The sequence below is a fragment of the Blautia sp. MSJ-19 genome, assembly GCF_018918125.1.
Classification (GTDB): domain Bacteria; phylum Bacillota; class Clostridia; order Lachnospirales; family Lachnospiraceae; genus Blautia_A.
Genome location: NZ_JAHLQA010000025.1, coordinates 1 through 11,512, shown reverse-complemented (window position 1 = coordinate 11,512; position 11,512 = coordinate 1). Strand labels below are relative to the sequence as shown.

Sequence of the window (11,512 nt, the reverse complement as noted above, 5' to 3'; positions counted from 1 at the left end):
CAGGACTGGGTGAAAGCGTCAAATTAAGAAATTATAAAATATGAGAGGGCCAGGGATACTCCCTGATACATTTTGGTAGAATGAACCGGAAAGGGAATTTGACAAAATGAGCCAGTTGTCATGACACTGGCAGTGCTTGCTTCTTTTGGGGTGTAGCCTGCTTTGCAGGCTATGCAAAAGCTATAAAACATAAATGGAACTGTGAGAAGTGGTTGAGAATATAATCCTGATAGCGTATAATCAAAGCAAGAAATCGTAAGTGAGGGATAAATTTGAAACGTGAGGAAATTTTTCAATATGTGAAAGAGCAATATGGAACGGAACCGGAATATTTATGGAAAAAAGATCCTGATTCTGCGGTGCTTCGACATAAAAATGGAAAATGGTATGCTATAATTATGGCAGTGGAAAAGAAAACACTGGGATTAGAAGAAGATGGAAAAATTAATATCCTGATGTAAAATGTGACCCTGATCTGGTTGGGATGTTAATTCAAACGTATGGATTTTTACCGGGGTATCATATGAATAAGCGACACTGGATTACGATTCTTTTGGATGAATCTGTCAGTGAAGCTAAGACGCTAGATTTTCTGGATATGAGTTATGATTTAATTGACAGTGGGAAGTAATTAAAATTAAAAAGGAAGCCTTTCAGAAAAATCTCTGATCGGCTCCCAGGTATTCATTCTGGATATGTATAAGTTGATCTTTGCAACAGGATATTTTCCCAATCTCGTTCATGGCGCAACACTCGGAGAATATGAATCTCTTTTGTTTCTTCCATTATAATATAAAAAATAATAGATGGCGGAAAAGATCTTTTATGTATGGAATATCCTCTGTACAGAATTTGAGTTCGGGGAAAGGCAGTACTGAACTGGCCTAAATTCTGCATTTGTTCTTTCAGATCAGATTGAAAACGGTCAGCACGTTGCTGGCCGAATTCTTCTTCAATATAATCTGCAATGTCTGTGACATCGTAAATTGCTTCCCAGGTTAAAATAATTTTATATTCTTGCATTTCTTCGTGCATCCCTTAATTCTGTGATTTTGCGAAAAGCATCTTCCAGTGGCAATTCACGACCAGCTTCCATATCATCAATTCCCCGGTCTAACATGCGGAGAAGATGATTGTTTTCCTGGTTTTTATCGGTTGTAGGGACTTTTTTTGTTAATTCCATGAAATCACTCCAATCATACGGTTTATAAATAGTGTATGTTGTTCAGAAGTATCTATCCATAGTTTAGCATAGAATGGGCAGCAATACAATTGAATTATTTTGCAGGAGCGTCCGTCAGACCAAGAAGATATTCGCAGGAAACATTAAATACTTCGGCCAGTGCGACAACTTCGTAGTCGGGAACGAAACGTGTGCCTTGTTCAATTCGCAGGATTGCCAGATCATTAAAATCATATCCTGCAAGTTGTAATTTGGCAGCGAGTGTTTTCTGAGTAAGATTATGAGCCTTTCGTAATTCTTTTACCCGTTGTCCTATTCTGTTTTTACTGTTCGTTTTTTTATCCCAATAAATAATCATTCTGATCCTCAAAAGTTTCTAAAGATGAAGTATTGTTATTGATTTTAAGGAAAAATATTGTTACTATACTTCTAAAAATGAAGTTTTTGGAAAGTTTATTTGATTTTTGAAATAAGAAAATGATAATGCTGCCTGTAATGAGAAATAATTCTAATGAGAGGTGGAAAGAAGATGAATGAATTTTATGAAGCAGTATCGAATTTATTTGAGGAATTGCGCTGTGACTCCGGAGAAAGAGAATATACAGTAGAGCCGGAAGAATGGAAAGAAGCAGAGAAGAATTTGAAACAAATACAAAAGAAGCTACCACTACATCTGGAAAAAATCCCAGAGCGTGAGCAGAATTTCTGGAATAAATATCTGGATCAGTTAGAACATTTCCATTATGAAGAGGAGCAGCGGGCTTATTACCAGGGAATGATGGATGTAGTTGAGTTTCTTATTAATATAGGGGCAATAAAGAAATCCACGAATGTTAAGAGAATGATAGAAAAATATGCACGTTAAGAGTGGCGGTATGGGAAACCATACCGCTTCTTCAGAATAATTCAGATAGAATTCAAATGAATTTCAGGGATCTTGTTTATCGTGATCTGTAGGAATTTTGTATGTGCGCAGGTATGCTTCTACGATGGCAAGGATAGCGGTAATTTGCTCATCGTTGCATTTTGACAGGTACATGAGCAGGCGTTGATAATCAAGATTATCTGTATGATTGTTTGGATAAAACAATGGTTCAGGAGGAACATTTAAAGCGCGTACCAGTTTTCTGATTTTATGAAAACTGGGAACTCGGCCCCCATTTTCAATTTCCTTTAAATATCGGCTGGACATTTCTGCTTTTTCAGCTAATTCTTCATAAGTCAATTTTTGCTCGTGTCGGGCGTTCTTAAAAAACAATCCCAGTTCTTTATCTGTTTGTTTTGGCATATGATACACCTCCATGTTTAGTGTATAGTTCCCTTTCTTGAAAGAAAATGAACTAATAATTCACTAAAAAAGAGGGTGATATTTCACTTTTTAAAAGACATATAAAATTCTGAATTTCCGTAAAACAGATCCGGAGGTATTGGAAAGATTAAGAATTTTATTGTCTGGTATCATATCCGTCATTACGTGACGGATGAAATAGATAAATAGTTCAAAAAAGCAAATAAATTTCTTTACCTCAAAAAGTGAATTATATGCCACAAGAAATGATGGCAAAATATTATCTTTTGATATAAATAGCGTCCGATGGGCTAAAAACTACCCATTAGGACGTTTTTTATATACCTCAAAATACAGGAAAAACAATTTTCTCGTATTTATTAAGAAATTTTTTAAAAATTTCTTCCCACACCCCGACAAATGCACTTATCCGTTTGGGATATGTGTGAAGGGGAAGCAAGAACTTTGCTTATTGCCTACCGGCGGGGAAGGAGGTGAACTCTTATGGAGCAATCCTCTTTTCAAGATGAGCAGACAGTCAGACATCAGTTTGATTCTCTGTGCAAGCTGGCATTGAAAAGCGAAGTTATTAATTATGAAAAGCATATGGCATATCGCCAGAAGTATGAAGTGATGTTGTCAGAATTATCAGAAAAGGAGTTGAGCAGACTTTTTATAATGGATGAGCATGAAATGGAAACACATCGTTTTCAGGTCCTGGGTTACGATATAGAAGTCAAAGATGCATTGATTGCTGAAGCACTGCAGACACTTACTGAAAAGAAAAGGAATGTTGTGTTATTATCATATTTTATGGATATGAGTGATACAGACATTGCCAGAGAAATGAATCTTGTACGCAGCACAATTAATGAGCATCGTAGACGATCACTGGAACTGATGAGAAAAAATATGGAGGAATCTGCAAATGAAAAAAAGTAAAAAACAGAAATGCGCATTTGATTTGCTGCCATTCCATGTTATTGAGGCAGCATCAACTGGTGATACTGAGGCAATCCAGGCAGTGTTAAAGCATTATGAAGGGTACATAACAGTTTTGGCTACCAGAAAAATGTTTGACGAATTTGGACAGGTGCATTACTGTGTAGATGAAACTCTGCGTCAACGCCTGGAAACAAAACTGATTACTAAGACCTTGGGATTTGATACGAAATCATATGTAAGGAAAAGTAATCAGTAAAGGGAGTATTTAATATAGATTCCTTTTCCCCTTCAGGAATTTTGTACCTTGAAAATTGTATATTGTTTTACATACAGGACGTGAAGATATGTAGAGCCACTAGGTAAATCCGCCATGATATATCTGCTCTGTTAATGGAGTAAATACGAGGAAATGCTGAAATATAACATTGAAGTAAAGGTATGGAGCGAGAAGAATTTGACAAAATGTGTAGCAGCTGCACAGGGCGACGAAGCATATCTGTGATAATGATACTTCCAGAAAAAATCTGGTCATATTTAATGACGGTGCAAAACCGATGTGGGCAGAGTACTGAACTGCCACCTGTATTGTAATTTTATCTGCCGATGACAGTGTATAAAATTGTAAATTGTCATGGGCAGATAAAAATGTTTTGTCCAAAGAGAAAAGGAGGAGAGAAGAGTGGCGATTAAAATTGAAAAAGGTAAGATTCCAATTTGGGAAAAATATATGCTTACGGTGGATGAAGCAGTGCAATATTTTGGAATAGGTGAAAAGAAAATAAGGATGCTTATTTCGGAACATCTAAATTCAGAATGTTGCTTTACAGTCCAGGTGGGGTGTAAGTCGTTGATTAACCGTAAGAAATTTGAGGCCTTTCTGGATCAGACTACGTCTTTGTAAAAAATATACGAACAATTTAACACTTTAAAGTGGAAATGTTAGCCCTGGTATGATATAATACCTATATCGTGCTAGGGCTTCTTCGTAGAAAGGGGCGAAGACGTTTGGGTAAAACAAAACGTGACCAAAAACGACGAGATAAAAAAGGTCGAATTTTACGAAACGGAGAAAGTCAGAGAAAAGATGGAAGATATGCGTTTGTATATACAGATTGTTATGGAAAGCAGAAGTTTTTGTATAGTTGGAAATTAGAGCCAACAGATTCTCTGCCAACTGGATGCAGACCATGCTTAGCTCTAAGGGAAAAAGAAAAAAATATCCAAAGAGATTTACATGATGGTATAGTACCTTACGGAGGAAATTTAACAGTTTTGGATTTGGTTCAAAAATATATTGGACAAAAAAAGGGGGTTCGTCATAACACTCAGGCGAACTATGATTTTGTGATCAATATAATAAAAAAAGAAGAATTCGGAACCAGAAGAATAGATAAAATAAAATTGTCGGATGCAAAAGCATGGTTTATTAAGCTGCAAGCAGATGGAAGAGGATACAGTTCCATTCACAGTGTGCGTGGAATTGTAAGACCTGCATTTCAGATGGCAGTTGAAGATGATTTACTGCGCAAGAATCCTTTTGAATTTCAATTATGTACAGTTGTCGTAAATGACAGTGTTACAAGACAGGCAATTACAAAAGAACAGGAAGAGTTATTTCTGGAGTTTATCCGAAATGATGACCATTACTCAAAATACTATAATGGAATGTTTATTTTGTTTAAGACTGGACTTCGTATTTCTGAGTTTTGTGGATTGACAGTGAAAGATATTGATCTTCAGGAGAGAAAAATCAATGTGAATCATCAGCTTCAGAGAACCAGAGGAATGCAGTACGTCATTGAAGATACCAAAACTTCAAGTGGAACACGAATGTTACCGATGACAGATGAAGTTTATGAATGTTTTGAACAGATTGTGAAAAACCGTAAAAAAGTAAGGGTTGAGCCGATTATAGATGGATATAGTCGATTTCTATTCCTGGATAAAAAAGATATGCCTGAGGTAGCACTTCATTGGGAAAAACATTTTCAGTGGGCGTTAGGAAAGTATAATCGTACTCATGAGGAACAAATGCCAAAGATCACGCCTCATGTATGCAGGCATACATATTGTTCCAATATGGCGAAAGCTGGAATGAATCCGAAAGCACTCCAATATTTAATGGGACATTCTGATATAGGGGTTACGTTAAATGTATATACGCATCTGGGATTAATTGATGCAAAAGAAGAGATGAATAGGATTGCAAAACTGGCATAGTATGATAAAATAATAGAAAAAAGAATTAAAAATAATCTGATTATAAGGTTCTTAGAAAGCCTGTTTTCCAGGCTGATTATTACTAAGAAGTTACTAAATTTGGATAAGAAAATATACGAATTTATGCTGTGATATACAGGAAAATGACAGGATTGAAGATTATCGGAAAATGCCTGCAAACAGCGTAAATACAGCATTTCAAGGAGTTTTAAGCAATGATAAGTGTGTTATTTGTCTGCCATGGCAATATATGCCTGACCTTTGATCGCATCTTCTGGTTCCATGATCGCATTTACATAGTAGACAGAAGAAGCGGCCATCAGCCCCCAGCCAAGCATCTGAAATACCTGGATTCCATAAAAGACAGGCATGTTTGGAGCCAGGAAAGTACCGAAGGCTTTTAAGGTAAAAAAGATTCCTGTAATGCGGAACCATATGTCGCAGCGGAGCTTTTTGACCATGTGTGCAAAAAGAAATAGAGTTGGCAGTTCGCACATTGCAGCGATGGCGACGGCGGTTCCCATTTCGGAGCTTCCACCGCCTTTGCTTTCTACTATCTGGAAAGTAAAACTGTTTAGAAGAACATGTCCGATATAGACAAAAACGCAGCCAATAAGAACCATTGTGAAGCGTTTGTATTTGATAAAAAAGGACAATGGGTTCAGGCTGGATTTTGTACTGGATGTTTTGACAGGACTGACAGGTGTTTTGGAAAATGGAAACAAAGTCAGACAGCCCAGTAATACCAGTGTGATCAGAGTAATGCATACCGGGACTGCTGTGATACCGGTTCTGGCAGTGATCAGTCCAAGAACGTAGGAGAGTGCTGCATATGCAACAGATCCCATTCCGCGCGCAATGCCGAAGTTGAGGCTTTTGCCCTGGTTAATGCTTTCCATGCCAAGAGCGTTGATGAAGGGTGTCAGCAGCTGCAGAAGTGTAACGCCACATCCGTAAACAAGCCCGGTCAGGAGAACTGTTTGACAGAAAAGCAACAGGACTCCTAAAAGTAACTGCAGGATGAGAAGTAATTGCAGGAATTTTTTCAGGGACGGACTGTCGGGGCGGTCTGCATAACTTGCGAGTGCAGGCTGAAGAACAGCAGAGAGAATACCGGCAATGGCGATGATAATACCAATTTCTGTATTGGAGAAGCCGCTGCCCAGCAGATAAAAGCCGGAGTATCCCATGATTGCAGCAAAGTTCATCCAGTATAATCCCTGGATAAAAGAATAAAAGACAGTGAGATTTTTTTGTTTGACAGATGACATGACTGAAGTCTCCTTTATATGAATTACTTCTTATTATACAGGCAAAAGGAAATACGTGAAAGTATAAAATACTTGCGGATTTCTTTTTTTAATTTAAGATAAAATGCAGAAAAAGAGATTTGCAGAAAACAGGAGGAAACAGAAGCATGAAGAAAAAAATAGATGTGTATGAATATATGGGAGAAATCCTCAAAGGAGTCAAATCAGGCGTGCTGGTAACAGGTAAAGCGGATGGCAGAGTAAATTCCATGACGATTTCCTGGGGAATGGTTGGCATTGAATGGGCCAAACCTGTATTTGTGACATTTATCAGAGAGAGTCGTTTCACAAGAAGTCTTATTGAGAAAAACGGAGAATTTACAGTTAATATTCCGATAGATGACAGTGCAAAGAAAATCCTTGGTTTCTGTGGTTCAAAATCCGGAAGAGATGTAGATAAGGAAAAAGAACTTGGTCTTACCTATGAAGAACCGGAAACCATCTCTGTGCCTGGAATCAGAGAACTTCCGCTGACTCTGGAATGCAAAGTGGTTTACAAACAGACACAGGACATCAGTGCAATGACAAAAGAGGATCAGGAAAAATTCTATCCACAGAACGTAGACAGTACATTTACCGGCTCCAACAGAGACACACATGTGGCATATTACGGTGAGATCGTAAATGCGTATGTGATCGAGTAAAGATGAAATCATGAAAAGGACAGCTCCCCGGTCGAGGGGAGCTGTTTTGGGCTTACGGTCATGAATTTTTGCACGAGGCTTCACATGGACAGTCAAAGCTCGGATTGAATGCATAGAAATTTTTGGCATCAAGCTGTTCCTGCACAGAACGCAGGGCTTCGCCGAATCTCTGGAAGTGCACGACTTCTCTTGCACGGAGAAAGCGGATTGGATCAGCAATTTCCGGGATATCGCGGACAACACGAAGAATATTGTCATAGGTTGCCCTTGCTTTTTGCTCCGCGGCAAGATTTTCAAACAGATCCGTGATCGGGTCGCCTTTGCTCTGGAATTCACATGCGTTGAAGGGGACTCCGCCTGCGGCCTGCGGCCATACGCCAACAGTATGGTCGATATAGTATGGTCCCAGTCCGCTTTTTTCAATTTCTTCCATAGAAAGATTTCTGGTAAGCTGATGGACGATCGTGGAGACCATCTCCAGATGAGCAAGTTCCTCTGTACCGATATCGTTCAGCACAGCCATTGCCATGCGGTTGGGCATTGTAAAACGCTGGGAAAGATATCGCATAGATGCGCCAATCTCACCGTCCGGTCCACCAGAGTGTAATACCCTATAATAGTGCCGAAAACCCAGTATTTATGCGGGTTTCAGGCACTTTGCAAGGGAGAAGAAGGTATGAAAATTATGATACGATAATGTCAAAGTACATCTTGCCAGATTCTTTGTCGTAAACAATCTGGTCAACAATTGTCCGTATCAGAGTTCCTTTTTCTTCATAGCTTACATCTGGATTTTTCAAAATATCATTCACGGATTTGATCTCGTGAAGAACATCATCTTTATTCAATTCTTTTTCTTCCTGCTCCTTTTGCAGTGTTTCCAATTTGTTTTCGAGCTGTAGTCGGTTACTGATCAGCCGGTCTTTGTTGACCTTGTATTCTTCCAGCGTGTCGATTCCACTTTCGTATGCATCACGGATCCTGGTCTCGCGGGTGGAGAGTTTGGACAACTCCCTTTGAATTTGTTCAATTGCAGCAGTGTAATCTGTGGTTGGTTCATCCTTACGGACATATGTAAAATCTGCTCCGGAAAGAATCTGATCGAAATATGCAATCACAGCTTCTTCTGCTTTCTTGACAGACAGAGCAACGGAAGTCTTATGGAATCCCTTTGCATATTTCCAACACTGGAAGTATGGACACTTGTTATTTCCGGTATAGGAGAGCGTAGCACCACAGACAGAACATTTCAGCAATCCGGATAACCAGTGCTTGCACGTGGAAACATTCCGGGCTTTCATGGGACGCTTACGGGATGCAATCAATCTTTGTCTCCGGTCAAAACGTTCTTTCGAAATCCGAACCTCATGTGTGCCCTCAAACTCTACACCATTCCATGACACGATTCCGCAGTAAAAAGGATTCTGCAGGATCCGGTCAATGGTTCGTCGCTCAAATGGATTTCCACGTTTGGTCTTATAACCCAGATCATTACATTTTCTTGCAATGGCGGTTTCATCCATGTTCTGGTTATCATATAGGTCCATGATATAAGATACCATGGCATACTCAGCTTCGTTGATCCGATAGGGCTTTCCGTGTCCTACAGCCTCATATCCAAGGCAGGGAGAAGTCTGGTAGCCGTTTCGCAGTGCTTTCTCCTTCATGCCCCGCAATACTTCTCCAGAGAGACGGATAGAGTAGTATTCATCCATCCATTCGATGATGCGCTCGATCAGAGACCCAAAAGGACCGTCTATAAGAGGTTCAGATATACTGATTACCTCCACATGGTCTTTTTTAAGCATACTTTTGTATACAATAGATTCCTCCTGGTTACGAGCAAATCTGGAAAACTTCCAGACAAGGATCACATCAATAGGATGCTCTGGGGATTTTGCAATCCCGATCATTCGTTGAAACTCGTGCCGGTTTTTCGCTTTGCGGCCGGAAACACTTTCAACAAAGATAAATTCCTTTGGGACTATAATATTGTTTGCTTTGGCATGTTCCAGTCCGAGCCTGATCTGAGCATCCGGGGATAGTTCATCCTGTTCGTGTGTGGAAACACGAATATACAATGCTCCAATGAGAACAGATCTTGGACTGTCTATTACTTGAGCCATGATATCACCTCGGTTTTATAAAATATGTAAAATTGGGTACAATACCAATAACAAGCATTGTCAATCCAATAGGAGGGGATATCACAATGCCGAAAAAAGTAAAAAAGAAAAGTAATGCAATAAGCCAAGTTTGTAGATACCATTTCTTTTTCATAAGTAAAACTCCTTATATTATATTTTTTATGCTGAAATGAATTAATCTGTAGCGATTATTCGCATAACAGCAAATGGTTCAAAGTAAACAACATAATTGTCAACAGCAGTACACACACCGTATTTAGATTTGTAGCACTGGATAGCTCCTTTCAGGTATTCCTCAGTCGCATCCAGAAAGTCTGCCATCTCATATAAATTCCTGCATCCAGCTTCATAGGCTCTGATCAGACCGGTTAATCCAATTTTAAGGTTATAACCATAGAACCGTGCGCGATATTCCTGTTTACGGTTCATGATGTCGGTCTGATCCAAAATGTCACCGGCACTGGTACAGTGATGACCAATTTCCTCTGCAAGTACACAGGATTTTTCTGCTTGTGTTTCTATATCTTTTCGGATTGCTATCCGTTTGCCCCTGAGCAGACCATCATGATCTGTCAGAGGCTGTTCTTTTACTACCAAATCATTCTGATCGGCAGTAGTTAAAAGTTGCTCGTAGTTCAACGGGCTCACCCCTTTTAAATCAAATTGCGGACTTTAAGGATGGATATGCATAGCTATGTTCATACATGTACTCAGGAGCACAGTCAATGTCTTCATCCATCCATGTAACAACACCGTCTACTATTTTGCAGTCGTTAAAAATCTTCTCATCAGACAGTGGAGTGAATGCAGGACCAGTCAAAATGGTTGCATCAAACAAACGCTGTTCTCCGGTTGAGAAAGTAAGAAGCATCATCATGTCATCCAACGGCTTGGCAGAAAGTATCTGGATGGTTTCAGGTCTTTCACTGGCGTATACAGTTCCATTTAATGTAAACATAAAACAGTTCTCCTTAAGCTGTTTGCTTGTAATCAATAACCGCAATTTCAGTCAGCATACCTTTAACTTTTTGAATGATTTTTTCGATTTGTTCAAGTGTTTCACCATTGAGATATTCTTCACCGCATTGAGAACACTTTTCGCAAGGAACATTCTTGATGATGATGTAGCAGCCCTGATAATCGGTCATATAAGTTGTTGTGGAAGGTTCAATATCACCTTTGCAATAAAAACAAGTCATTATGCATGCTCCTTTCTGGTTTTGAAATCAGCTTCCCATTTATCAACACTTGGGAAATATGCTGTTATAAGAAACAAATCAGATTCATGATGTCCGATAACTACATGAAGATACTTATCTTCAATGCTCATTCCTAGAATTAAACAACTGGGATAAGGATAATCATCTGGATATTGCTCAATAATCTCTCCATTCATAATACAGGCCATCACATCTTTTAAAAATATTCCTCGCTGTTCCAATCTTTTGGCAGCGTGAAGTGTAATATGAATATTTTTAGGTATACATAGTTTACGCAATTCCAATATATCTAATGCCATGTCATTCCTCCCATTCTGAATCATCATTCATAATATCAAGATCATGCTGAATACCTTCAGATGTCTGTTCAACATCTGTGCGAGCGTGGGCGGCAAGAACGTCTTCCTCCATCTGCTGGGTGGAGAGAAGATTCTGTGAGTATGTGAGTATTCTATCCTGATTATGCTTATTCAATTTCCTATAAGAAAGAATAAGCTCTGATTCTTCTTTAGTGTCACAATGGACATTGTATAATTTGATAGTGGCAGCAGGGGT

General features: G+C 39.0%; 16 protein-coding genes and 3 pseudogenes. 7 read left to right on the top strand and 12 right to left on the bottom strand.

What is annotated here, in order from left to right:
- Positions 1–272 precede the first annotated feature (272 nt).
- Positions 273–631: pseudogene (locus tag KQI91_RS16410) on the top strand (MmcQ/YjbR family DNA-binding protein).
- Positions 632–684: 53 nt separating this feature from the next.
- On the opposite strand, the gene KQI91_RS09055 reads toward KQI91_RS16410, so the two are convergent.
- The 3 genes from KQI91_RS09055 to KQI91_RS09045 form a co-directional block, all read right to left on the bottom strand.
- Positions 685–1,023, bottom strand: a complete 339-nt coding sequence (locus KQI91_RS09055) for a type II toxin-antitoxin system RelE/ParE family toxin (RefSeq protein WP_019162149.1) — start codon at positions 1,021–1,023, stop codon at positions 685–687.
- Positions 1,010–1,183 carry a hypothetical protein gene (locus tag KQI91_RS09050; RefSeq protein WP_005426514.1) on the bottom strand — a complete coding sequence of 58 codons (174 nt, stop codon included), beginning with the start codon at positions 1,181–1,183 and terminating at the stop codon, positions 1,010–1,012. The genes KQI91_RS09055 and KQI91_RS09050 overlap by 14 nt, the downstream gene beginning before the upstream one ends.
- A gap of 94 nt (positions 1,184–1,277) precedes the next feature.
- Positions 1,278–1,541: a helix-turn-helix domain-containing protein gene (locus KQI91_RS09045; protein WP_015541275.1), complete on the bottom strand. Its 264-nt coding sequence runs from the start codon at positions 1,539–1,541 to the stop codon at positions 1,278–1,280.
- A 171-nt stretch (positions 1,542–1,712) separates the two neighbouring features.
- Between KQI91_RS09045 and KQI91_RS09040 the strand changes: the two genes are divergently transcribed.
- Positions 1,713–2,048: a hypothetical protein gene (locus KQI91_RS09040; protein WP_253288477.1), complete on the top strand. Its 336-nt coding sequence runs from the start codon at positions 1,713–1,715 to the stop codon at positions 2,046–2,048.
- 63 nt (positions 2,049–2,111) lie between these two features.
- On the opposite strand, the gene KQI91_RS09035 is transcribed toward KQI91_RS09040, so the two are convergent.
- Positions 2,112–2,471 (bottom strand): helix-turn-helix domain-containing protein, encoded by a 360-nt coding sequence (locus tag KQI91_RS09035; RefSeq protein WP_015524620.1) that lies wholly within the window; start codon positions 2,469–2,471, stop codon positions 2,112–2,114.
- 504 nt (positions 2,472–2,975) lie between these two features.
- On the opposite strand from KQI91_RS09035, the gene KQI91_RS09030 reads away from it, so the two are divergent.
- The 4 genes from KQI91_RS09030 to KQI91_RS09015 all read left to right on the top strand — a co-directional run bounded on the left by KQI91_RS09030 (position 2,976) and on the right by KQI91_RS09015 (position 5,636).
- The gene (locus KQI91_RS09030) at positions 2,976–3,413 is read left to right on the top strand and encodes an RNA polymerase sigma factor (RefSeq protein WP_216392484.1); all 438 of its coding nucleotides are present in this window, start codon (positions 2,976–2,978) and stop codon (positions 3,411–3,413) included.
- A complete protein-coding gene (locus KQI91_RS09025) occupies positions 3,400–3,672 on the top strand; it encodes a helix-turn-helix domain-containing protein (protein ID WP_118248127.1) in 273 nt (90 codons plus the stop codon). The genes KQI91_RS09030 and KQI91_RS09025 overlap by 14 nt, the downstream gene beginning before the upstream one ends.
- A 423-nt stretch (positions 3,673–4,095) precedes the next feature.
- A complete protein-coding gene (locus KQI91_RS09020) occupies positions 4,096–4,317 on the top strand; it encodes an excisionase (RefSeq protein WP_021650362.1) in 222 nt (73 codons plus the stop codon).
- Positions 4,318–4,421: 104 nt separating this feature from the next.
- A complete protein-coding gene (locus KQI91_RS09015) occupies positions 4,422–5,636 on the top strand; it encodes a site-specific integrase (protein WP_044960653.1) in 1,215 nt (404 codons plus the stop codon).
- Between the two features lie 227 nt (positions 5,637–5,863).
- Here KQI91_RS09015 and KQI91_RS09010 read toward each other — a convergent pair whose 3' ends face one another.
- Positions 5,864–6,907, bottom strand: a complete 1,044-nt coding sequence (locus tag KQI91_RS09010) for an MFS transporter (protein ID WP_216392483.1) — start codon at positions 6,905–6,907, stop codon at positions 5,864–5,866.
- Between the two features lie 146 nt (positions 6,908–7,053).
- Between KQI91_RS09010 and KQI91_RS09005 the strand changes: the two genes are divergently transcribed.
- Positions 7,054–7,590, top strand: a complete 537-nt coding sequence (locus KQI91_RS09005) for a flavin reductase family protein (RefSeq protein ID WP_216392482.1) — start codon at positions 7,054–7,056, stop codon at positions 7,588–7,590.
- Positions 7,591–7,648: 58 nt separating this feature from the next.
- On the opposite strand, the pseudogene KQI91_RS09000 reads toward KQI91_RS09005, so the two are convergent.
- The 7 genes and pseudogenes from KQI91_RS09000 to KQI91_RS08970 all read right to left on the bottom strand — a co-directional run.
- Positions 7,649–8,188 (bottom strand): annotated as a pseudogene (locus tag KQI91_RS09000) (manganese catalase family protein); the annotation flags it as partial.
- Between the two features lie 85 nt (positions 8,189–8,273).
- Positions 8,274–9,716 carry a recombinase family protein gene (locus KQI91_RS08995; protein ID WP_216392481.1) on the bottom strand — a complete coding sequence of 481 codons (1,443 nt, stop codon included), beginning with the start codon at positions 9,714–9,716 and terminating at the stop codon, positions 8,274–8,276.
- A 195-nt stretch (positions 9,717–9,911) separates the two neighbouring features.
- The gene (locus KQI91_RS08990; protein ID WP_216392480.1) at positions 9,912–10,376 is read right to left on the bottom strand and encodes a hypothetical protein; all 465 of its coding nucleotides are present in this window, start codon (positions 10,374–10,376) and stop codon (positions 9,912–9,914) included.
- A gap of 19 nt (positions 10,377–10,395) precedes the next feature.
- Positions 10,396–10,695, bottom strand: coding sequence for a DUF2442 domain-containing protein (locus KQI91_RS08985; protein WP_216392479.1), 300 nt, complete (start codon positions 10,693–10,695; stop codon positions 10,396–10,398).
- A 13-nt stretch (positions 10,696–10,708) separates the two neighbouring features.
- Positions 10,709–10,936: a type II toxin-antitoxin system MqsA family antitoxin gene (locus tag KQI91_RS08980; protein ID WP_216392478.1), complete on the bottom strand. Its 228-nt coding sequence runs from the start codon at positions 10,934–10,936 to the stop codon at positions 10,709–10,711.
- A complete protein-coding gene (locus tag KQI91_RS08975; protein ID WP_216392477.1) occupies positions 10,936–11,256 on the bottom strand; it encodes a DUF4258 domain-containing protein in 321 nt (106 codons plus the stop codon). The genes KQI91_RS08980 and KQI91_RS08975 overlap by 1 nt, the downstream gene beginning before the upstream one ends.
- Position 11,257: 1 nt before the next feature.
- Positions 11,258–11,512: pseudogene (locus tag KQI91_RS08970) on the bottom strand (hypothetical protein); the annotation flags it as partial.